Source organism: Acinetobacter lwoffii (assembly GCF_052078135.1).
GTDB classification, from domain to species: domain Bacteria; phylum Pseudomonadota; class Gammaproteobacteria; order Pseudomonadales; family Moraxellaceae; genus Acinetobacter; species Acinetobacter lwoffii_Z.
On sequence record NZ_JBQGUZ010000013.1, the window covers coordinates 88,560 to 110,881 of the forward strand.

The window sequence follows — 22,322 nt, forward strand, 5'->3', positions numbered from 1 at the left end:
TTAAATATCTACCAGAAACCCTCAATACTCCATCATATATATTGCAAATCATCATATTCATTTTATGTTTTTCTTCACTTCTGTATGCGATAAACAAAATGTTTGATGAAAAGTATATCCCTACACGCAAAGAAATCTATCTATTCCTTATCTCTTTTACTATCAATAGTTTATCAATGTTTAATTTTTTAGCTACCAAATAACACTGTAATACCAAGTTCCCACCGTAGCCTAAGCAAAAGTTACCTGTTTTTTTGGGTTTTAAAAGCAGTGAACAAGGGCAGAATTAAAACACAAAAAAATAAAATTAATAGTTTTAAAAAATATTTTTTAAAACTAAATCAGTGATAATATGTAACCAACGTTAAGTTTAAGAAAGTATATTATGTCTGATATTCGCAGCATCTATTTTTACGGTAATAATAAAAGCATCAAATTGGGTAAAAACCCAATCTTAAATACTGTCTTTGAAATTTTTCCAGCCACTAAAACCCCTTTAAAGCGGATTCTTAATCATAACCACCAGTGGGTTAGTAATTGCGCTTTTTACGTGCCTAACGATGTGAAAAGTGAATGGGTTAAAACGGTAACACTTTCAATTTTGACAATCTCAATTATGGCTTCCTTCCGTAATGCAATTGCACAGCAAAAAGGGTTGTCACCAAACGATGAAGCACTTGATGAAGAGGTAGAGAACCTTGTGCCAGATTCGTTATTCAATTCTGCTATTGAATTATCGGATCTTAAAAAAAGTTTATTAGAAGTTCTGCCAAATTTAATGAGCGAATACCTTGCACAAAACTTTGGTGAATACGAAAGCATTATTACAAACGGTGTAGCTAAGCTTTTTATTGATAACCATGAATTTTTGGATAAGCAACTTGATTCTGATGCTGGAACAGATAATCAGATTTCAATGTTAAATTTTACTGACAATGCAGATGAATTATTTCACACAACAAACTATATTTTAGTCCGTATTGCTGATTCAAATGAAAACTTGAAAATCAACTTTACTAACAGCAAACCACATGCAGAACACTTAGGCCGAATTCTGCATACATTGTTGGGGGATGAAAGTTTTGAGATCTCAAAAGGTTCAATTGAGATACCTAATGACGAAGATGGCCAAGAAATTTTCATCTTTGAAAAAGAAACGAACTTTATTGATTTTTACAATTCATTATTGCTGGAAGTTAGTTTTTTTCTAGATCATGCAACAGTCTTAGAGCATATAGAAAAGTATGCACCAATTAACCAAACACTAAGCAGTTTGAGTGAGAATTTAGAAAAGAATATTAACTTTGTCATTTCTTCATTCAAAGAAACTCGCGATCTATCTGCATATTTAGAAAGCCGTGCTCAAATCATAGGGTTAATTCATGAAGCTGCACAAATCGCCAGCATTGAAATACAGCCAGTTGCTCAGGCTAAGGACCTTAAATCGTTAATTGAATCGCATCACCTGGTTACTTTTAATGATAAAGACACCTTTAAACAATTTAATTTATTTTGAGGTGAATATGAAATTTGTTATTAAAAATGGCATTGGTACACGTAAAGTCGAAGTGGATCTCGCATTAGATATACCATTGGTGCTACAAAAATCCATTTCTGTAATTGAGTATGAAGATTTCTTTAAATATTTTAGTGAGCAACATTTTCACATTTGCAAATTTAGAACGTTGAACTTTAAAGATAATAGCGTAGAGGGAAGTAGTAAGGAATTAAATCGCTTTATCTGGCTTGCTATGGCACATCAAGCTTATATGGAGCGTAAAGCTTTACTACCAAGTAAATATATTGCGGATCTAGAAGCTTCAATTTCAAGCATGTTTAATTTAGAGAGCGAATCGCGAGAATGGTACCGAGCTATTCACAAAGCCATAGATGCTTACCTTAAATCACAATTTCCTGAAGCAATAGAGTTTTTACCTTCCAACATTGCACCACTGGATGAAGTGACTAAAATTCTTATGCAAGAAGTACAGCCAGTGATACCAGTTGCAGACGAGCCAGCGAAGCTTTATAGCTGATTCTAGAAATAATTAAGACATAAAAAAACCATCTAAAAATTAGATGGTTTTTTTTGTTTGTGTTTTTATAATTTTGCGAATACTTCAGGATTGTCATTCATAAACTGTTCAATGAAATCATTGTCTAATTCGACATGTTTTGGAAGCTTCTCATGTTCACGAACAATGGATTTTATAGATTCAATATTTTGCTGATTGAAAACAGGTGTTGTACGGCTCTTATAGCCAGTATCAGCCATCGCATAGCGATCATCAAACATACCTGAAGAGGTATTAGAATCGACTTCTGAGTCGCTTATAGATAGTGTTAAGTTGCGGTCTTCAGCTAACTTTAAAATGAATTCGTCAGAGATAAAGTTACGTAGCTCATGCAGCATAGATTCAACTTTATTGTGTTTAAAAAGCACCTTTGCAATTGAACGACAAGATAAGAAACCTTTTGTGATGTTTAGATCTAGTAATTTTTGAGGAATGATTGGATCGCTTTTCTTGTTGCTATTCGCGATCTGTTCAACTTCTTCATCAGTCATAGAAGCTATAATGTTTTTAAAGAAATTGCCATATTGAAACTTTTCAATTTTCTCCAGCATTGTCACTTGTTCTGTATCTAATAAGCAAAAAGAAATAGGTTTAAGCTTGCGTTGGTCGGTTTTGCTTAAACTGCCATTTTGGTTTAAGCGGTTCTCTTTGGTTTTAGCGTTAGTTTTAGAGTTAGTCATTTTAAACACCTTTCAATATGTTTTAAACTTTGGTTAATACCAATAATCATATTATAAGTGGTTTTAGCTAAAATACAAAAAATGAACATTTTGTTTTTTTAAAAAAATCTTTTAAATGTTTTTCGTATATACTATAAGAATATCTATCTTAAAAGGTATAACTCGTGATTAAAACTGATACAGGCGATACGGTTGGAGGGGGTTTAACGAATCCTCAGGATGAAGTTCTAGCATTGTTAGAAGAGTGCTTAAACTCTGAACAATATACAGCTCGTATTACTTATATTTGTGAAGATGGCGGTCAATTAGTAGGTAAAAAGGCAGCTTTAAAGATTTTAAAGGAACAAGAGGACAATGGTTTAATGCTGGTTCCAATACCAGTCTTAGGAAAACAACTAAGAGTCTGGAGTGGTTTAAGTAAAACCAAAATGTCTAGTCACACAGGATTGTACAACAATATACAGTGGTCAAAGTTTGAAAGTGGCGAAAAGTTAATAACAAAGCAAGCGTGGACATTACTTCAACTTAGACTTGGGGTTCATCCAAAATACAAATTGGTTTTAAAAAATGAATTAGATGTCGAGTGAATTATATGTTAGTGAAATTAGCCCTTAGTGGTCATGCTTCTCCAGAAGCTTTAAGTAAATTTGAACGTATCAAAGCGTATGTGCCAGATAGCGCACCTGTTTTGGTCACATACTTTAATAAACAAGTTTTATTAAGTGATCTACTGGTTAATTTTTCTAATTTTTTACCATCGCTCGAAATCACAAAAGATAAAGACATGCTGGTTACGATTAGAGGAAATGAAACACCTTTAGTCGAATTTATTGTCAATTTAAAACTATACAGCATGAAATTAGGCAAACTTTTCTTTGAATTTGAGAATCAATTTAAAGAAAAAGAGCAAGACTTTAAGGGCTTTATTAAACGTCACAAACTTAAAGGTTTTGATCATGCCAATTTTGTTAATTACGTGAAACTAGGTGCATATGATAGTGCTTTAGACATTATCAAACACCAGTACGAAAGCGTTAAAAAAACATTCTTTGTACTGTTTAAAGATCGTTTCACCCTATTAGAAAGCAAGGGTTTTATTTAAGGATATTCTATGGAAATGTTAGATCCATCAAACACAAACCCTGGGCTCTTTTTAGTCATAATGGCTACGGCAATTGGTACCATACTTTTTGGTTTTTTAATTGTCGCTTTAATTGCACGATATAAGTTCAAGATTAGAGTTACGGTATCTAGTTTTATAGCTGCAGTTACTTTATCTGTATTTAGCTTTATATGCTTTGGTTCACTTGGTCCGATGGAACCTAAATACAGTACTTCAGTTGTTCAGCTTTATGCGTTGGGCTTACTGGCTGGTACTTTAATATTAAATATAGTTCTTCTGAAATTATTCAGCCCTAAAACTATTGAACAGTTAGCTTTGAAAGGTTTTAATAAGTCAGAAAATGAACAAAAAGAGCATTACAAAAACATCTTAAAAGAGTTTAAATGTATTACTGATTTGGAAGATAAAAACAAGCTTAATAAGCGCAGTTTTAACTTGTTAAATGTTTTTAAACATAAAGGAAAACAAAATGTTTGATTTTAAGATGAAATCTTTGTGTGTTTTGGCTGTTGCCGGATCTCTTTTAACTGGTTGCGTATCTAGTACTATTGATGGAATGGGTTCTAAACGCAAACAAATCATGTTGTATTCTGAAAAAGAATATCTTCAGCAAAGTACTCAGTCTTACAACAACATCATCACGACTGCTAAACAGCGTGGATTGATTGTGAATAACGCTCAAGTAAATAGAGTAGCAAAACGTCTTATCGCACAAGTTCCACATTATCGAGCTGACGCAGCAAATTGGAATTGGGAAGTTAATACAATCCGAGATAATGAAATCAACGCGTTTTGTCTATCTGGAGGCAAGATCGGTGTGTTGACTGGTTCTATCACAAAAATTAATGCAACTGATGATGAATTGGCTGCACTGATCGGCCACGAAATTGCACATGCTTTACGTGATCATGGGCGTGAAAAGGTAAGTAAAAAGCTTTTAACTGGTTTAGGTGTGCTTGCAGCTAGTTCGGCTGGTCTTGGTGACATGGTTGTATCTGGCACAAGTTTACTAGGCGATTATGGGGTTAACTTACCTGGTTCGCGCAAACTTGAAAGTGAAGCGGATCTTCTAGGTGTTGATATTATGGTTCGTGCTGATTACAACCCACAGGGCGCAGTCAGCTTTTGGAATAAAGTAGTAGCCCAAGAAAAACAGGGCACTAAAATTGATTTCTTATCAACGCATCCTACTTCAGAAAAAAGAATTGTAGCGATCCAAGAATACATCAACCAAAATTACAGGAAATAATATAAGGAGCTGGTTATGGATATTTACACAGTTATCCGAGTGAGCAAAAAGTTGTTTGACCACGGTTATGTTGTAATACCAGAACACAAAGTAGATTTTAAATCGGCTTTACTGCTCTTAAATGAACAAACCGTTGATGATCGATTTCTAATATCTAAAGATATAGTAGGTGCTGAAATCAGAGGGAATTTTGCCTTAATTGAAAAGGAGGGGAAGTTTCAATTGTTTACCAAAGGAATAGATTACTTTTGTTTGAATGTTGAGCCTGAAAAATCCAGTACTGATCCTAAACCTGAAAAAGAGGTAAAAAAGAGTAAAGTAGTTCTCAAAAACCGTTATTTATATAAAAGTGGCGTGAAGAAGATAGGGGAGCTGGACACGTACAAGAAAAGAAGCGTCAAGATTACGAATGTAGGAAAACCATTTGTACTAAAACAAAAATTGCATGACGTTCCAGATTGGCTTTTTGAAAAGCTAAAAGACCAAGATGTATGTTGGATCTATTTTGAATATGCTGAAGAACAATTATCAGAGGCACCAATAGAAACTGCACCAATCAATTTAAAAAGTGACATTGAAAGTTGTGTTAAATACTTTAAGTTACATGGTGAAAAAACAAGAAAAAAACCAATTATCAATGCTGAAGCACCAGGTAACGTAAACCTATTCAGATATTGTGATTTACGGCGCATTGATCAGGAATTAAAAGTCTTATTTGTTTGTAGTGAAAACTATCTTTGGTTACTGGAACAAAATAGACAAGATCCACTACCTAACATCAAATTAAACAATATTAGTTTTGGCGGTTGGATCATTCCCAAGACGACAAACCAAGATATGTTGAATAAGCTAATAATGTTAGATAAAGAATTAAAAACGAATCCAGATGCTTATCTTCTAAGTGTACGAGAGTAAAGTACTCTCGTACAATAACTATTGTAATGCTACTAATTAAGTTGCTTAAATCTAAATAATTAAACATAGCTGCAAACATGAATCTCAATTTTTTATTCGGCTTTATCATAATTATTGTTGGCGGTGGTGCAGCAATAGTTGCGCTTCGTTCAATGTTAGAAAATGAAATTTTTATGAAGGATAGTATATGGCTATGAATAATTCTAAATTCGATAAATACTTATTGCGCTCATTTTTAAAAAATACTGGACTTGCAATAATTTCAATTAGTGCAATAGCATTGGTTATATTTGCATGTTATGTGGTTTATATAGGAATAGGAAAAGCATCAACTTATGTATTCAATAACTTTGTACTAACTCTAAAAACTATTGGCTATATCGTATTATTTTTAATCGCTTTAAATTTAGTTATCTGTTTTATTGAAAATGTTATCAAAGAAGCCAATCAAAAAAGGAGTGAAGATAGTTCAGAAGATAATGTATGAGGGTAATAAAAAGTATCATACTGGCTTACTCTCAACACTTTGATTTTTTGGTCTTTATCTCCATCAAGTGTATTTTCTAAAATATAGTATGAATCTTTTACCCTCATACACTAAGGGGTTAAGAAAGGTTTCGGCAAGAAACGCCCCTCAACAAAACACCTACGATAAAAAAGTTTTAGTGATCGTGGTGATCTGTATCAATTACGTCATTATTGTTTGCATTAAACTTAGCCTGCTCTTTATAAAAATTATAGTCGGCATTGTCGTATACAAGCTCTTTTGGGTAAGGGATACCCATTTCATCAAGCTTTAAAGCGTAATAATGCGGTATTGGCTTGGTTGGATTGAAGTATGGTTCAGGGTAGTACTGAGTAACGACTTTAGCGGAGTAGGAATTAACGAGTTGATCTACATCGCTTTCTATTGTTTTTTGTTGGTCATTGTAATAAGAGTCAACAAGCTCTTTGTCTGAGTGGCTTGCTGCACAACCTGAAAATATTAAAGGTATTAAAATAGCGATAATTCTATAATGTTTCATTTTAAATAGGCCCAGGTGTAGTGTATATTTAATGGAACGTTAAAATACTTTTGATTATACATGACTTTTAAAGATGCTGTAACACCACCTTTTAGCAGAGGAAAAAGAGAACATAAGTTCTTGGCTAAAATGTTAAAATCTGAAAAAGATAAGATTAAGCTTTATACCAAAAGTTTAAGAAAAATTACTTTTAATGAGCTTTTAATTAGAGCAACTTTAATTTTAGTTGTGGTTTTTGCGTTAAGTTTTTGTATCTTTGGCGTATACCTATCTTTGAACGGTTTATTCTCAAAAGATGTGCATTTAGGAATGATTGGCATTATAGGTGATAGTAGTAGAATAATATTATGTACCATCTCAGCTATATTGTGCGCGGTTACAGCTTTCAAACTGTTTAAGAAAGCAAAAATTGACTGGAAAGAACATCAGTCATCAAAACGATATGCCAAAGCAATAACGAAAGAGTACCAGTCATTAAATAATTTGATTTTGGAACAGATTAAACAAGATAAAACAGGCAGTTATTGGCTGAACAGCAAAGAGATCCTGAGCATAACAGAGCAATACGAAGATAACATAAATGAAAACACAAAAGATTATCTGGTAAGTTTTACGCAAGATACGACTAAAAAGTATGTTAGGTTTTACATATATAATAATTCGCATATCTCTAATGGGTATACCAATGTTTTACATATACACTCGACTACTTTAACAATTTATTCACACTGTCTAAGTTATTCGGATTCGTTGAGTGTTAAAGACCTTTTAGATATTTCTGTTAAAAGTATTTGCATAAATTATTAGTTTTACTATAATACTTTTAAGAACAAAATTTAAATGTTTCTTACGACATTAAAAGAATGGGAGGCTTATAGCTTCCCATTTTTCTTTTTAAAATAACTATTATTTTTCTAAAACATCATTTGCCTTTTTCTCAAAACCCTTAACTTCTGCTAAAAGTTCTTCATTTTGGGCCATTGTGTCAGTAAAGGTCTGTTTCGAGAATTTAATGAATTCCAATGCATCATTGATCGATTGCTCTTTGCTTGGCTTCACGTACTTCGGGAGCTTATTGAATTCAGTATCCACATTTCTTTTGATCGCAGAAAAGTCTTTATCAAGCGACTCGAATGCTGCACTGGTTGACTCAAGCTGTATACGTTCAGAAACTCTATGGTCGATGTTTTGGAACACCAGGAACACACATACAAAAACTAAACTAGCAATTAAACTATTTTTTAGAACAACTGTATCCATTTTAAAACCCTTTAACATTTCTTTGATATTTTTAGTATAATCACTTTAATGTCTTTAAAATTTTTTTAAAAAATATGTCTAAAGCCTCCAACGTTGAGCTCTTAAACTTTTATAGTCTTGTTAAAGTACCTTTTAAATATGCTCACAAAGAGGTGTTGTTCTCCATTTCTATTTTATATTTTAACGGTAAAACTAAATCATACGTTCATTATCACAAATTTGAAGATGAAGAATTGCAGACTGTTCTAGGGTATGTGGTTTCGGAGAGTCTGGCGTGGACCTTTGGATCTTTGAAAACTGATAAATTCACTGTTAATCAGAATTTTATTTTCAATACTGTGCAAGAAGTGGAAAAAAGCCTTAAAGAACAAATAAATGCTTTATATAAAAGCACGGGTATAAATGCTAAGTTTTCCATGCAATATGCCTTAAAGGATAAGCCATCTGCAGAAAACAACGACTTATTAGAGAAGATATTTGCGATTGATAAAATGCTACCATTTGCTTTTACATTTAATAATAACGGCGGTTATGAAGTTGCATTAAAAGAATGTTCGTTAAAACTAATTAATGATATTGGGTTTTTCGCTTAAAAGTCCTTAAACTATTAAATACCACTTCATTAATACTTATTTTTAATTATAATGTGAGGTATTAGTAGTTTTAAGTTAGGTCATTAATTAGTGAATAAGAAAACCCTTACCATAGCGATATTGTCAGTTTTGCTATTTGGTTGTGATAAGTTAAAGCCTTCAAATACTGATACTGCATCTCAAGAAGAACAAATAGATCCCATTGAAAAGAAAGTTGAGGAACAAGTTCGCAAATATGATGAACGTGTTACCACTTACAATCCATCTAACTACAAATTACCTCAATCAAGCCTTTCTACCACCAGCCACAAAGTAGCGTGTAATTTTGGTGTAGGGGGAGATCTACCAGCTTTGGCATCAAATGGCATGTTCTCACAGCCGTTATATCGTATTGAAGCTGAGCAGATCATGGATAAAGTTCAGGGCGATGTGATGTATGCCCCTTATTCAATCGCGACATCTGTTGAGGGTGATGTTTTATATGAATCTGAAATTGATAGCTTTGATCGACAGTTAAATACATTACGAAGTTATCAAATTAAATCATCTGAACAAAATATCATTTCGTCATCTGGCTTTTACACCAATTCAAACAAAGCTGTTCGTATGGCACCTATCCGCAGTTACCCGGTTGCTTATGTGAAGCGCTTGGACGGCGATATTGTTTCTACATCTATGTTTAATGATGCATGCGACAAAGAAGTAGGTGTACGTAACTACAAATGGCGCGAAATTGATGTGTCGGGCAAACCATATGCAAGTTTAGCATCCACTGTATCTGAGCAAATTGTTCGGGTGAATCAGTTTGGCATGTTCACCAGTGCATCAAATTTTTACAGCTACTTCAGTAGTGAGTTTGGCAACTTCTTGGATGCAAATAACAAGTTTAGATCCGCATTGGAGAAATCAGGACGTTTCCCTAAAGGTTCAAAAATCTACGTTCCATCTGAGATTAAAACGACTGATGAAACACTGGTGATTACGAAGAACCCTGAGCTTGAAATTACAGACTTCCAAAAAGACAAGGTTTTAGAGGCATACAACAAAGAGGCCAAAATACGGAATCTTGGCCAGATCGTATTCAAGGTCTACAACCTCAAAAACAATACTGTTTTCTATACACCATGGAATGAAACCAAGCACCGTGAAGCGGTCGAGTTTGAACCTATTGTTGTTATCGATGGCAAGGCTTATTCAGCAGTTTGGCATGTTCCTAATACTTTGACATTCAATGATTCGACCAGTGCTGGAAACTTAACGTATTACAACGCTACGGCGCATAACGCATTCGTCAATGCTGTTAAAGGTATATACCAAGGTCAGCAAAGCATGGTTGGTACAGAGCACGAAGATGATACCGAATATTCAATGAAGACTGCAGTTGAATACCAGAAAGCCCAGGCAGAGAAATAATATGGAATTAAGCACTATTGAAAAGAATACCGAAGCTCAAGACATTCAATCTGATGCGTATGACCAGCGTGTACATTCAGTATTGATAGTACCTGAACATGCCCTAAAAAAAATTGAGTCGATGATTTTGGCTACTGGTCATGTACAAAGTGACAGTACCAATCTTTTAGAAGTTTTAAGGCCAATGCCTGAAGAATTCAGAAAAGACGTTGATAACACCGAATTTACAGAAAAAGAAAACGGCGACATCGGTGATGCAGCCGTGGTCATTGTTGATGGTTTGATTCACGACACAAAACGCGGTGTTTGGATCTCTCAAAATTGGGGTTGTGGTAGTCCTAAATTCACCAAGCTTATTCAGGCTGGAGCTGAGCCACCAATTGAACTGATTGCCAAAAATAAGGGGGATAAGTTTAGTGCGACTTTAACGCACGAATTTCAAAAAGCGTATGAGCGAATGGGTTATACCCAAAAACAGGTCGGTTATATACACATCCTATCAAATGGTACACCAACGACTTTCTTTAACTACCTGAGTGACGAATTGCTGTGCAAACTGGAATTCATATCAGTAGACAACAACCGTTTAAACGCCTCACAAACTAACTTTTATAGTGCCGTAGAGCGAGGATCTGTTTCAGATTGGGGAGTGAGCTATCACAGAAAACCTTTTAACTTAGAAAATTACCCGATCAATTCTCTATTGGTGTCGGGATTAACAATAACTTTTATTTTGTACCTGATTTACAGCTATCTCTTTGGAGCTTAATACCAAATGAAATATTTAAACAGAACATCTCAAGATCGCGAAAAACATCATTACTTTAATCAACAACAGGGCGACAATAGAAAACAGCACAATCCGAACCATCGTCACCACTCTATTAGCTTAAATGATGTATTTCGGTCGTTATTAGCCCTTACTCAACTAGACAAAGACATCCCGACATTGATCAAGCTTTTTGAAGAACAAGGGCTTGAAATATGCGAAACGCGTGTACGCACTTGGTCAACACCCGTGCATATCAACAATAGACCAATACCACACATTATTTTTGTTGGTTTTATGAATTTACTTGAGTGCATCAATGCTGAAGCAAAACTCAAAGATATTAATCTGTTTGATCTGTCAGAAATCTTGGACGATATACGCAACTAACAATTATGTGGTTTAGCTATGACTGAAGAAATAAATAGTAATGAAAAAAAAGATGGTCCTATTACGGATGTAGGTAAAAAGTTTGCTGGTGCACGTAAAGACAACCCATCACCAGACTTCTCAGGCAACATGAATGGAATTAAGTCTGACAGCCTAGTGACTAAAAAGGAATATTGGCAAAAGCCTGATTTTAGAGCTGATGCCCAATCTGGCCATAAACCTGTAAAACATGCACTATTATTTTCTTTGGTCTATGCAAACTTAACCAACAAGCCTTTAGGGGGCGGTTGGTTTAGCATAGGTCAAAAGCAATGGGATGATGCCTACATTGCTACGCTACACTTCTTAAAAAACAAATATGAAAGCTCACACTACGAACGTTTAGAACAACTGACAGACGACTTTAATGCGTACATGACCGTTAAGTTTGGTGCTGGACGAAGTGAAAAAGATATTTTAGAACGCTACTCAGCTGGACGACATACCAATCGCAGAGTTAAACACCCACTATCATTTAGTTCAGACACACGTTTACGCTTAAAAAACTTAATCCCTTTAGGATGGCCAGACGATCGTGTACTTGATACGGATAATTATGGTGCCAAAAAATTATTAAACACTGAGACTGGTCAACATAAGTGGTATGCCGTTAAATCCATTTCAGCAAAGCGGTTTCAAACACTAGATGATTGGACGGAATACGACACATTCAATGCAGCACTAGAAAAAGTAAAAACATTTTTTCAGCCAATTTTAGATGAACGAGTCATAGAACCCAAAAAAGGACGCGCAAAACCACCCAAAAGACCGCGCTACGACAGAGTTGAAGTGCGCGAGGGTAAGGACCATCGAAAGGGTGAAAACATCGATAGCCAGTTGCTTATGGACTATTTCAAATTTTCTGGAGTCGAGTTCGGCAATTGGGTAAATCAAAAGGAACGTGCATGGTTTCTGAATTGCACGTATGACTCACTAATGGATCTTGTCGAACTTCTAGGTCTACCCGTTACGTTCGCATCTTTAGGCGGTAAGCTAGGAATAGCATTCGGTTCGCGTGGCACAGGCGTTGATAGCGCAGCAGCTCACTTTGAACCAGGTAATATGCTTATTCATTTGACCAAGACGCAAGGTGTTGGAGCACTAGCCCATGAGTTCGCGCACGGATTTGATTGTGTTTTGGCAAAACGAAACGGACTCAATAATAACTTTTTTAGCGAATACTTTCTTTACACCAGTAAAGGGCGTTACTCAGTACAGAATCATCAAGAGTCAGCATACAAACATCTTAAAGATGGCCAGACTGCAGATAAGTTTATCAAGCTGGTTAATTATCTTACTTTTAAGTCAACCAAATACCTTGATTACGAAGAAAGACAAGGCGGTACGGGCTTTATGAATAACGCCATGCACCTAGATCAATCACGGTCAATGTATTGGTCACAGCCAACAGAAATCTTTGCCAGACTGTTTGAATGTTGGGTGACGGATAAGCTGGCTGAAAATGATCAACAAAATGGGTTTTTGGTGCACGGCACAGAAGAGTCGGCAAATAGTTGGAATATGAAGTTAAGCGCATATCCAACAGGCAGAGAACGGGCAATTTTAGTTGATTTGATGGATGATTGGCTAAAAGCATTAGTGAGGTCGTGGACGAAATGAATGCAATCACTAAGACCTCAAAAAAAGAACGGATCTTATTCAATAATCCCAAAGCAACACGACTTTACAGGGAAGCAATAACAGAGCTTATTGCGTTTAAACCTTGGGAAGTTAACGCCACTGAGAATATGCTTACGATCTGCAACACCTACCGCTATGTCGTGAATAAACGTTGTTGTTTAGGGTACGAGTTTTGGTGTTACGACCGAAGCGAAAAAGAATGGGTACGTGTTAAGCCCTCAAGCGGTCGCCACAACTATGGGAAAAACTGGTGCAAAACAAATGACAAAAACAATGGTCTACAAGGCAGTAAAACGAGCAGATTTTGAGTATTCAAACGCAGCGCGTGGATACGTGTATCGGGGAGAGAAAATATCTGATGCTGAAGCGGAAAAACTAAAGCATAAATGGGCTAAAAAAGACCTGATGGACAATGCAAAAAAAGATGGATCGTTCACACCAGAATCATTAGAAATGTTCAAAACCTTGGTGAATCATGTATCACCACGGGAGTTGACCGCCAAACAGCAAGCTTTGACATACCATAGCCTTAAACGCTACACAGATTGCGTATTTAACCTTTATGAAGTCACCGCTAAACAAACACCTCCAGCAAAACTAAAACGACCGTACAGCATGCCTAGACTGGATGGTACGGATAACCCTTGGAACCAAGGCAAACGAGAAAACGATGTCTATATATACAAGGGGATTGAGTACAAAGGCATTGAAGCGGAAACAGCAATGCATAAAGTGGTGATTGCATCAGAATTAACGGCAATTGCCGGATTGGATAATCAGTTAGCGAATCTGGCCAACGAAACAGGTGTAGCGTTGTTTTCAGAATTTATTGAAGTTGCACACCAGAACAATGATTTAAAGGATTTAACATATGTAGTTTTTGATTATGTAAAACATCTAATTGTGACGATTGATCGCTATTTTGATTTAAAACTGAAATCTAACGTGTCGGTCAGTATTTCAGTGAACCGAGTAGCTGGCTATTCAAGGTATAGCATAGTTCAACGGAAATAGACGCACGAACGCAACCAGTGACATTACATGTGTCGTCAATGACAGCTTATGTGTCTCGAACGTGCACGTAATTTTGGATTGATTGGTTTGAATGCAGAAAATGTAAATTATGCAAAGTAACACCATGAATATAGCTGATGATTGTACGGTAGTACGTAGACCGTATCAAAGAATGACGACAGCTAACATGCTTAAGATTTGTTATAATAAACAAATTGTTAGTATCTAAACGACACATGAGCTGTCATTTTTTGGAAATTGCGACTACCCTATTCATTTTAATTCGAACTTTAACTTATGTTCACCTGAAGTCTAGTTAATAAAACTTTTAATAATTTTATTTATTATTTTCAATAACTTATATAAATAAAAAATAATTATAAATTTTTGGTTCATGAACCTAATGAATTTATTGATACTTTTATAAAATAGAGTTAATTTGTCCGAGAGATATGGGTAGATATCTATTTTTGGTCTTTTTAGTGATTAGAGATATGACCATTGTCATCAAATTTTAAGGAATTCCTTAAGTTTTTTTCTTATAATTCAATAAAATAATTTTGAATACTCAAAAATTAAATGTAATATAAGTCACATTATGAACCGTTAAGTGAAATACGTTTTGCTTAAACGAATGATTGAGTTAGATCATCTAAATGATGATCGTGCTAGAAGACTCAGGTTTTACACCAAAATATTTGGCAGACTTTATTTTAAATACAATCCTAAACTGAATATAAAAAACCTTCGGAGGGCTTATTTGGCCAAACTAACCATCAACCTGAAAAAACTAAATTCTTACGCTAAGTATTTTTTCTAAAAGACACCGTACATATAGCATTACTTTATGTTAATAAAAATTTAGCATCATTTTTGACGCTTATTTGTTGTATGTGCAAAAGCAAGACATTTTAAATAAAGAATCTTTTAATATGAAAGTTACATATCCAGAGACAGGTATATACGAGCACGAACTCAAAGCAATTGATAAGATTAAAAAGGTCTTTGATCGTGGCGAAAAAACTAAAAACTGGCGAGCATATGCTGGTTTTGAATTTATGCATAAAAATGGAAAAAAAGCAGTAGCGAAAGGTAGTTCTGAGAAATTTGAATATGATCTCCTAATTATTACTCATGCAAACATTTTGGTCATTGAATTCAAGGACTGGAACGGTAAGGAAATTACAAAAGTTGCAGGAAAATGGTACGTAGGTAATAAAGAGCAAGATTCATGCCCTGTAGCTAAAAATGTAAAAAAAATGCAAATTATAGTTAATAAACTAAAGGATAAAGTTTCAGAAAAGAAAGCTAAGGGCATTACATTTCATTACCAAAGTGTTTCTCACTTTGTTGTCATGTGTGGTAAAGCAGATTATTCGCGCCTGCCTCCAGAAGATTTAGAGCACATTCTTTCGATAGATGAGTTTATACAATTAGCTCAACAGAAGAATTTTAATAATATGTTCCGCAAGCATCTGGAACGTGATGGTCGCATATATGATATTAAAAAAGAATATCACGCCATTATTGATGAAATTTTTGCGCCTGACCAAATTCAACCACGCTCTTTGATTATTAATAATCATGAACGAGGTGACTTGATCTTACCGCATCCTAAAAAGATTTATAGCGAGTATAAAGCGCATTCATTGACCATCGTTGGTGAAAAATCTTTAATGCGTTGTTGGGATTTTAATGAATTCAAGTTGAGTAACTCAAGAATGAGTCAGCCTCAACATCGATTCAACTTGATCTGCAATGAGCGCCGGGTTTTCCAAAAAATTAAAACAGAAAAGCCTGATCTTTATCAAAGTTGTTTGCACCCGATTACAAACCCAAGTCTTGATGACATGACATCAAAATATAATGAGTTGTATGAGTTGCCTGAGAACAGCTATCGAGTCAACGAATTCATCGGCGCTTATGCTGAGAAAATGTCTGAATCTGAGAAATTGGATTTATTCCAGATTTTGCTTGGTAAATTTAATCACCTACATCAAATGGGAATTACTCATGGTGATGTGGGTGATCATAGTGTGTGGATCTCTTATAAAAAGGAGATATTGCTATCCAATTTTTCGGCAGCAAATGATCAAACACAGCCCTCGAAAATTGACCCTGAACTGGCTAACGAACTCCCATTTTTGAATACAACAGCTCATCTTCCGAATCTTGCGCTGACAGCTGCACAAAAGGATGTGTATTGGTTAGGGCAGTTAATCCTTCATATTTGGAAGAATGCTCGACTGAGCCCACGTTCATTGAAAAAATTTAGTCTTGAGGAGCGAGATCAGAACCACTGGTTAGAGCGTATTTTAACACGAGCTTTGACAGGGAAATATGATAATGCATGTGCAGTATTCCAAGATTTCTTAGCTCAAAAACCTGCTGAACAAGTTAGTTATGAACTTGATGCAGATGTACTGAATCCATATTTAAATCAGACAAATACCTATATCAGTTACCCGATATTTGGCGCGCCTATTGATGCTAACCAAAATTTTACACTCTATGCATCAGGCAACATGTTAGTCAAAACATGGATGGGTAAAGTTGCATCTGCAATGACAACTTATCAAAAGAGTTGTTTTAAGCGATTCTTTGAAGAACTTAAAATGACGCAGGCTCTCAATTTGCCATACCTTCCTAAGATTATTGATTTTGGTTTATCAACTAGCACAGCATGTGTGTATCTAGTAACTGAAATGGTAAAGGGTGAAGCTTGGTCAACGGTTATTGAGGGCTTAACTGAGGATGAAAAAAATGAACTTTCACTTCAGTTATTGCATTCTCTGAAAAAATTTCATGAGCATGGCTTTCAACATGGAAACTTGGATGATGAAAAGATTCTAGTAGATAAAACAAACTTGAAAGTTAGTTTTAATGATTGCTTCCATCCTGAAGTACCACAACCTGATTCTTCTAATGCTTATTTCCCATCTGATATTGAAGATCCAACAGTCATTCAGTGTGACAACTTTACTGCATTGAAATTAATCGCAGATCTATACGATATAGACTTGGCTGTGGATGATGTGGCTTCAATGGATCCTACTTTATCCTGGCTAAATACAGCCTTGAGCATAGAAGGAATGGAAGATCCAAGTGTACGCTATATTGATAATTCTCGCTTTATAGAGGCATTTGAATGTAAGGGTGCTATTGTAAAAGAAGCTCCTCAGATTAGTATTTATACAAGTAAGGTTGAGACGCCCTTTACGATTTATCCCGAAAACGGCAAAGTTTATATCCAACTTGAGGCAGCAAGTGAGGGGGATTTTCGATTTACACTTAGCGGAATCAATGGCATGTTAAAAGGGTTTTATAAGCCCCATGAAAATCAATTAAGTTTCCTTGATTTTGTCAAAAAACAAGACCTGTGGTGGAAGGCTAGTAGGGATGCAGATCTGACTATTGATGTTAGCATTGAAGTCCACCCGATATCTGGGATGAGTAAGCGTGACAACATTGTAGAGTTAAATGACTTCTTAGCAAAAGATCAAAACTTTAAGGATGCTATTGAACAGTTTAAGCAAGCACAGCTCAAAAGGACTCAAGAGAAAGAGGAAACATTACGGGCTCTGCGTGAACAAAAAGCATTACAAGAAGAGATAGGCGATGTTATAGCTACTGATGAGCTTATGGCACAGCCAATGAGTCATCTGCCTACACATAGCCACTTAATTGATATTGAAACGAAAGAGTTGTGGAAAAAAGTCATGGCGACTGAGCGTCATGCACATCCTACAATCACTCTGTCTGAGCCGTTAAAGATAGTTTCGAGCAAACATTTTAAAGATTCAAAGAGTGCTATTGCATACTATGACTCTGCAGAAGATGTTTCAGCTAAATTTTCAAAGACCGATAAAGTCGATGTAATGTGCACTAAAGAAACTGGGGCGGGAGGTGATTACACTTTCTGCATAGGTACGGTGAATATTGCGCAATCAAAAGTCGGAGAATTGTGGATCGATTTTTGTAAAAAAACAAATGAAGTTCCTGAAGAAGCAACACTGTTTCTACAAAGCAAGGCAGATAAGTCATCTAATCGGAAACGTGCAGATGCTCTGACAAATATTCTGAGTAATAAGGCTGTCATTGAAAATCTCGTAGATTACTTTGAACCATCATTAGTGATTGAAGCAAAAGATTATGAGATTGAAGTGCCTGATGAAGATCTAGATCACTATAACAAATACAAAAATGGGGAATTGGTTAAAGCCCTCAATCCATTACAACGTAAAGCGTTCCGTAATGTGCTTAAGTATGGACCTGTATCACTATTAAAGGGACCACCAGGAACCGGCAAAACTGAATTTATCTCTATACTGGCTCACTATCTCTATGATAAACAAAATGTATCTAACATCTTAATTGTTAGTCAGTCGCACGAAGCTGTAAATACAAGTGTTGAGCGTATACGTCAGCTATGCACAGAGTATGACACACCATTAAGTATTGCTCGAATAAGCAATAAAGAGAGTGCTGTGTCTCCTGAATTAAAAGATGTCTATACAGGCTCAATTATTACGAGCCAGATAGAGCTGTTTAAGTCTAATATTAAAGAAAGAGTGCTTGAGCTTGCAAAAGATTTATCACTTGAAGCTGAATACTTGAGCGATCTTTATGAAATCAGAGTCACTATTTTAAATAGTCTTAAATCTGCGTATCAGTCAATCGACCAAGATGATCTTGATCAAAAGTTTAGTTTCTCATTAGAAGAGTATACCCAGGCTTTCAAATCAGCAATGCATAAGCTGAAGAGCATGTTTGACGGAAATCAAGACTTTTGGGATCAACTGGAAGACTGTATCAATGATAAAGAGATAACAGTATTAAACCAGTTAAATAAGATCGACATGATTACGTTCGCAGCACTTAATCAATACTACGGGGTATCTAATGAGGAAGGACTTAAAGCGAAAGCCTTGATCAATATTGCCCTAGATTATGAACCATTAATTGAAAGCCAAAATGCTAATTATGAAAGTTTTCTGGTCAAAACAAGGCAATTAGTCTGTGGCACATGCGTTGGTGTTGGCCAACAAAGTATTGGAATCGCCAATCACGTATTTGATTGGGTGATTATTGATGAAGCAGCACGTTCAATCGCTTCAGAATTGGCAATTGCAATGCAGTCAGGTGCACGTATTTTATTAGTTGGGGATCAAGACCAACTTCCTCCACTATATTCGAGCGATCATATAAAGGCTTTAGCTAAGCAACTTAAGATATCAGATGATGATTTGGAAGATAAATTACAAAGCGACTTTGGCCGTATCTTTAATTCACATTATGGACTAAAGGCTAGTTCAGAACTCTTGTCACAGTACCGAATGAGTCCGAGCATCGGCGAATTAGTTTCAGACTGTTTTTATGAAGGAAAACTTGAAACTGAAGTTGTCGATTCTCGTGGTTTAAGTGATGAAGAGCTGAAAGAAATTAAGTTAAAGCGGATTGTGCCTGATAACTATGCATCCGACATCGTAATAGAATTGAATTCAACAGTTACTTGGGTGGATACTGGGAATGCTGAGCATTTCAAAATGGAGAAAGGTAGTAGTATTTATAACCCACATGAAATTAATGAAATTATCGATTTTCTTCAGCGGATTGACCAAGACAAACTCTTGTTAAATAAATTAGTGCCAGAGCCTGATTCCCTTAAAGAGCCTGCTATTGGTGTAATTTGTACCTATGCTGAGCAAAAAAACCGGTTAAGAAAAGCCTTCTCTTTGTGTGAAGTGTCAGATGCATTGAGATCAATTGTGCGTATTGATACGGTGGATAGTTATCAAGGTAAACAGAATAAGATCATCATTCTCTCAGTTACGCGAAATGATCCAACTAAGTTTCCTGCATTTTTGAAGTCACCAAATCGTGTGAACGTGGCTTTATCTCGCGCAATGGATCGTCTTGTAATCTTTGGTGCGTCAGAAATGTGGCAAGGAGTCAACAGTAACTTACCTTTAGGACGCGTATTAAATTACATCAAGTGCCGTGAAAATCAGACTTTAGAATATCGATATATTTCAAAACGCGCCATTGTCAAAATAGTACAAAACAATCCGCACATTAATAAAAATAGATCAAAAAAATATAGAAAGGCAGGGGTATAACTCATGGAAAATTCACTAAGAAGCTATCATGACGTAGATGTTACATTGCCATCACAACTATTCAATGTGGCATTTAGCTATACCACAACAGATACCTTAGATTTTATTGATTCTATGGTATTGCGCCTATTGGTAATTGCACCACTTTCTGCTGAAAAAATAGCGCGGTTCTTAGGGTTATCTAATCATGAAACAGATGTGCTATTAACTAAATTATTAAAACAAATGCAGATAAAACATCTTGAAGATGATCGATTTGCTCTGACTCAGCGACTTGAGAAAGCATTCTCGGATGTTTGTGCAATTCCTTATGTAAATAAGATTGAGGACAATATTCAAAAGATGAGTTTTGAGATGATTGGCTTGAATCCTGAGCCAGTTAATCCCAACGCATCTGACAATGGGGCAAATTCAATTAAATTAGATGCTTCTAACCAATACCTTTCAAATGGTGAGTCTTTGGTTAGTAAGGAGTTTCAGAAAAATTTTCGATTTTATTTCAGCCAAGGATTAGTTAAGTTGAATCCATCAGTGGATGAAAAGAAGCTGCAACTGTATAAAATGAGCCAAGTGGAAAAATTGCGAGACCATTCTCGTCGTTTTACATTACCATTGACGCTTGATGAGAATTATACACCTACAGAGATTAGTGATTTTAATCACATGGAAAATCTTAACAAAATCGAAGATTCTCTTTACGCTGCTCTTAGATCAGCTAAGAAGCCACAAAATATTGAGGATATTCTAAAGGTACTCCATGAATTAGATATGGAGGATACTTTTTCAGTTGAATCTATTTTTAGCGAGAATAAGCTTAATTTAGATCGCTTATTTAAGCTAGAACACAAATCCAATGAATACTTTATCGGGCCAATATATTCTAAGGAAAATTCAGACCTGTTTTTCAAAACAATCAAACAATATCAAGACCAGAATAATGATGATAAACAGCTGTATTGGTTAGCTCCATCAGATGAATTTTGGGGTAAGTCAGATAGATTTAGTGATTTTATTGATCGTTTATCGACAACCACAATTACCAAAAACTTTAAATGCTTCTTACCAGTGGCATACAGAAATGATAAACAATCAATCGCAAGTTATAAAAAACTAATCACAGCTGAGGCAGGAGCCAAGCACTTTCTAACGTTTAAGGAAAGTAGTGTAGTTTTTGACGGTAATTTTGAGCTTTTGGTTATGAAAGACTCTTTTTGTGTTTTGATTATTCACGTTAGTGATTCATCCACAAATATTTTAACAACAGTGCCTGTGGGTATTATTGTCAAAAATAAGGCTATTGCCCAATCGTTTTATAAGTTTTTTGAAGACTTAGAGAACGATGGAGAGAACTTCTTTGGTTTATTAAATTCTAAAAAATAGAATAATCATCTTAAAAAGCTAGCAGATTTGCTAGCTTTTTTAAACTCAAATTAGAGTGGCAACAATCCAGACCAGACATTTCTACTTTGAAGTGGCTTTGTTGCACAAAGATTTGAAATGCAAAGCGCCCCTAATTGAGCCAAATTTAAGGCGTAACTTGGGTAAGTGGTCGACCTAATTCCGTAAATCTGTTAAGGACTGCTACACGTGCATGGATCTCATTCACTTGGCTATCAAAACTCCTTGCACTGAGTTTATCTCCTAATAATTTGATGCAATGCATCTTAGTTTCAACCAAACTTCGCCGATGATAGCCTGACCATTTTTTCCATAGTGTCCTGCCTAAACGTTTAATTGTTCGAAGTAATTCATTTCGCTCTAGCGAGCTACTCTTTGTATCTTTCCATTTTTTCTAGGTGGAATCACCGCATGCGCTTGCCGATCTGCAATGACCTGACGGCATTGCTTGGTGTCATAAGCCCCATCGGTATAAACAGAGTCAATCCGCTCATCTTGTGGAATCTGAGTAAGCGTCCGCTGAACACACCTTATGAATTCATCCTATAAGCCTTAATTTAGTCCCCACTTAAAAACAAGTGGGGACTAAAATTTATGACTACAAATCACCAGACATCCA

The 22,322-nt window shown here is 35.6% G+C and carries 20 protein-coding genes and 1 pseudogene; 17 read left to right on the plus strand and 4 right to left on the minus strand.

All coding sequences use genetic code 11. The annotated features are described in order from the left end of the window. Window positions 1–385: 385 nt before the first annotated feature. Window positions 386–1,516: a hypothetical protein gene (locus tag ACTL4S_RS10170; RefSeq protein WP_005005771.1), complete on the plus strand. Its 1,131-nt coding sequence runs from the start codon at window positions 386–388 to the stop codon at window positions 1,514–1,516. A 7-nt stretch (window positions 1,517–1,523) separates the two neighbouring features. Beyond that, complete coding sequence (locus tag ACTL4S_RS10175) at window positions 1,524–2,036, plus strand: hypothetical protein (protein WP_005005767.1); 513 nt, start codon at window positions 1,524–1,526, stop codon at window positions 2,034–2,036. Window positions 2,037–2,101: 65 nt separating this feature from the next. Here ACTL4S_RS10175 and ACTL4S_RS10180 read toward each other — a convergent pair whose 3' ends face one another. Beyond that, window positions 2,102–2,755 (minus strand): hypothetical protein, encoded by a 654-nt coding sequence (locus tag ACTL4S_RS10180; RefSeq protein WP_005005764.1) that lies wholly within the window; start codon window positions 2,753–2,755, stop codon window positions 2,102–2,104. A gap of 164 nt (window positions 2,756–2,919) precedes the next feature. Between ACTL4S_RS10180 and ACTL4S_RS10185 the strand changes: the two genes are divergently transcribed. From ACTL4S_RS10185 to ACTL4S_RS10210, 6 genes are all read left to right on the plus strand, one after another. Then, entirely contained in the window at window positions 2,920–3,342 is a 423-nt protein-coding gene (locus ACTL4S_RS10185) for a hypothetical protein (protein WP_005005760.1), read from the plus strand. Between the two features lie 5 nt (window positions 3,343–3,347). Continuing rightward, on the plus strand, window positions 3,348–3,857 hold the full coding sequence (locus tag ACTL4S_RS10190; protein WP_005005759.1) for a hypothetical protein: 510 nt from the start codon (window positions 3,348–3,350) through the stop codon (window positions 3,855–3,857). Window positions 3,858–3,866: 9 nt separating this feature from the next. After that, entirely contained in the window at window positions 3,867–4,355 is a 489-nt protein-coding gene (locus ACTL4S_RS10195; RefSeq protein ID WP_005005757.1) for a hypothetical protein, read from the plus strand. After that, the gene (locus tag ACTL4S_RS10200) at window positions 4,348–5,127 is read left to right on the plus strand and encodes a M48 family metallopeptidase (protein ID WP_441299297.1); all 780 of its coding nucleotides are present in this window, start codon (window positions 4,348–4,350) and stop codon (window positions 5,125–5,127) included. Before ACTL4S_RS10195 ends, ACTL4S_RS10200 begins: the two co-directional genes overlap by 8 nt. Before the next feature lie 15 nt (window positions 5,128–5,142). Beyond that, a complete protein-coding gene (locus ACTL4S_RS10205; RefSeq protein WP_005005753.1) occupies window positions 5,143–6,042 on the plus strand; it encodes a hypothetical protein in 900 nt (299 codons plus the stop codon). Between the two features lie 187 nt (window positions 6,043–6,229). Continuing rightward, a complete protein-coding gene (locus ACTL4S_RS10210; protein ID WP_005005752.1) occupies window positions 6,230–6,529 on the plus strand; it encodes a hypothetical protein in 300 nt (99 codons plus the stop codon). A gap of 175 nt (window positions 6,530–6,704) precedes the next feature. On the opposite strand, the gene ACTL4S_RS10215 is transcribed toward ACTL4S_RS10210, so the two are convergent. Then, window positions 6,705–7,067, minus strand: a complete 363-nt coding sequence (locus ACTL4S_RS10215) for a hypothetical protein (protein WP_005005750.1) — start codon at window positions 7,065–7,067, stop codon at window positions 6,705–6,707. A 60-nt stretch (window positions 7,068–7,127) separates the two neighbouring features. On the opposite strand from ACTL4S_RS10215, the gene ACTL4S_RS10220 reads away from it, so the two are divergent. Continuing rightward, the gene (locus tag ACTL4S_RS10220) at window positions 7,128–7,874 is read left to right on the plus strand and encodes a hypothetical protein (RefSeq protein ID WP_005005749.1); all 747 of its coding nucleotides are present in this window, start codon (window positions 7,128–7,130) and stop codon (window positions 7,872–7,874) included. 99 nt (window positions 7,875–7,973) lie between these two features. Here ACTL4S_RS10220 and ACTL4S_RS10225 read toward each other — a convergent pair whose 3' ends face one another. Continuing rightward, window positions 7,974–8,327, minus strand: coding sequence for a hypothetical protein (locus ACTL4S_RS10225; protein ID WP_005005748.1), 354 nt, complete (start codon window positions 8,325–8,327; stop codon window positions 7,974–7,976). A 74-nt stretch (window positions 8,328–8,401) separates the two neighbouring features. Here ACTL4S_RS10225 and ACTL4S_RS10230 point away from each other — a divergent pair, with 74 nt between their 5' ends. The 8 genes from ACTL4S_RS10230 to ACTL4S_RS10265 all read left to right on the plus strand — a co-directional run bounded on the left by ACTL4S_RS10230 (window position 8,402) and on the right by ACTL4S_RS10265 (window position 21,685). After that, on the plus strand, window positions 8,402–8,920 hold the full coding sequence (locus ACTL4S_RS10230) for a hypothetical protein (protein WP_005005747.1): 519 nt from the start codon (window positions 8,402–8,404) through the stop codon (window positions 8,918–8,920). A gap of 90 nt (window positions 8,921–9,010) precedes the next feature. Then, window positions 9,011–10,333, plus strand: a complete 1,323-nt coding sequence (locus ACTL4S_RS10235) for a hypothetical protein (RefSeq protein ID WP_005005746.1) — start codon at window positions 9,011–9,013, stop codon at window positions 10,331–10,333. 1 nt (window position 10,334) lies between these two features. Further along, complete coding sequence (locus ACTL4S_RS10240; RefSeq protein WP_005005745.1) at window positions 10,335–11,102, plus strand: hypothetical protein; 768 nt, start codon at window positions 10,335–10,337, stop codon at window positions 11,100–11,102. Window positions 11,103–11,108: 6 nt separating this feature from the next. Further along, window positions 11,109–11,492, plus strand: a complete 384-nt coding sequence (locus tag ACTL4S_RS10245; RefSeq protein WP_005005744.1) for a hypothetical protein — start codon at window positions 11,109–11,111, stop codon at window positions 11,490–11,492. An 18-nt stretch (window positions 11,493–11,510) separates the two neighbouring features. Next, the gene (locus tag ACTL4S_RS10250; protein ID WP_005005743.1) at window positions 11,511–13,151 is read left to right on the plus strand and encodes an LPD1 domain-containing protein; all 1,641 of its coding nucleotides are present in this window, start codon (window positions 11,511–11,513) and stop codon (window positions 13,149–13,151) included. A gap of 228 nt (window positions 13,152–13,379) precedes the next feature. Then, window positions 13,380–14,186: a hypothetical protein gene (locus ACTL4S_RS10255; RefSeq protein ID WP_010591556.1), complete on the plus strand. Its 807-nt coding sequence runs from the start codon at window positions 13,380–13,382 to the stop codon at window positions 14,184–14,186. A 932-nt stretch (window positions 14,187–15,118) separates the two neighbouring features. Further along, window positions 15,119–20,305 (plus strand): AAA domain-containing protein, encoded by a 5,187-nt coding sequence (locus ACTL4S_RS10260; protein ID WP_171518569.1) that lies wholly within the window; start codon window positions 15,119–15,121, stop codon window positions 20,303–20,305. A gap of 3 nt (window positions 20,306–20,308) precedes the next feature. After that, window positions 20,309–21,685, plus strand: coding sequence for a hypothetical protein (locus tag ACTL4S_RS10265; protein ID WP_005005738.1), 1,377 nt, complete (start codon window positions 20,309–20,311; stop codon window positions 21,683–21,685). A gap of 145 nt (window positions 21,686–21,830) precedes the next feature. Here ACTL4S_RS10265 and ACTL4S_RS10270 read toward each other — a convergent pair. Next, window positions 21,831–22,237, minus strand: a pseudogene (locus ACTL4S_RS10270) (IS5 family transposase). Window positions 22,238–22,322: the final 85 nt, after the last annotated feature.

Bases quoted from the DNA above. Each gene is read 5' to 3' on its own strand.
- ACTL4S_RS10170 (WP_005005771.1), top strand. From the start codon at position 386: ATGTCTGATATTCGCAGCATCTATTTTTACGGTAATAATAAAAGCATC.
- ACTL4S_RS10265 (WP_005005738.1), top strand. From the start codon at position 20,309: ATGGAAAATTCACTAAGAAGCTATCATGACGTAGATGTTACATTGCCA.
- ACTL4S_RS10240 (WP_005005745.1), top strand. From the start codon at position 10,335: ATGGAATTAAGCACTATTGAAAAGAATACCGAAGCTCAAGACATTCAA.
- ACTL4S_RS10195 (WP_005005757.1), top strand. From the start codon at position 3,867: ATGGAAATGTTAGATCCATCAAACACAAACCCTGGGCTCTTTTTAGTC.
- ACTL4S_RS10215 (WP_005005750.1), bottom strand. From the start codon at position 7,067: ATGAAACATTATAGAATTATCGCTATTTTAATACCTTTAATATTTTCA.
- ACTL4S_RS10220 (WP_005005749.1), top strand. From the start codon at position 7,128: ATGACTTTTAAAGATGCTGTAACACCACCTTTTAGCAGAGGAAAAAGA.
- ACTL4S_RS10245 (WP_005005744.1), top strand. From the start codon at position 11,109: ATGAAATATTTAAACAGAACATCTCAAGATCGCGAAAAACATCATTAC.
- ACTL4S_RS10190 (WP_005005759.1), top strand. From the start codon at position 3,348: ATGTTAGTGAAATTAGCCCTTAGTGGTCATGCTTCTCCAGAAGCTTTA.
- ACTL4S_RS10200 (WP_441299297.1), top strand. From the start codon at position 4,348: ATGTTTGATTTTAAGATGAAATCTTTGTGTGTTTTGGCTGTTGCCGGA.
- ACTL4S_RS10250 (WP_005005743.1), top strand. From the start codon at position 11,511: ATGACTGAAGAAATAAATAGTAATGAAAAAAAAGATGGTCCTATTACG.
- ACTL4S_RS10180 (WP_005005764.1), bottom strand. From the start codon at position 2,755: ATGACTAACTCTAAAACTAACGCTAAAACCAAAGAGAACCGCTTAAAC.
- ACTL4S_RS10260 (WP_171518569.1), top strand. From the start codon at position 15,119: ATGAAAGTTACATATCCAGAGACAGGTATATACGAGCACGAACTCAAA.
- ACTL4S_RS10225 (WP_005005748.1), bottom strand. From the start codon at position 8,327: ATGGATACAGTTGTTCTAAAAAATAGTTTAATTGCTAGTTTAGTTTTT.
- ACTL4S_RS10230 (WP_005005747.1), top strand. From the start codon at position 8,402: ATGTCTAAAGCCTCCAACGTTGAGCTCTTAAACTTTTATAGTCTTGTT.
- ACTL4S_RS10205 (WP_005005753.1), top strand. From the start codon at position 5,143: ATGGATATTTACACAGTTATCCGAGTGAGCAAAAAGTTGTTTGACCAC.
- ACTL4S_RS10210 (WP_005005752.1), top strand. From the start codon at position 6,230: ATGGCTATGAATAATTCTAAATTCGATAAATACTTATTGCGCTCATTT.
- ACTL4S_RS10175 (WP_005005767.1), top strand. From the start codon at position 1,524: ATGAAATTTGTTATTAAAAATGGCATTGGTACACGTAAAGTCGAAGTG.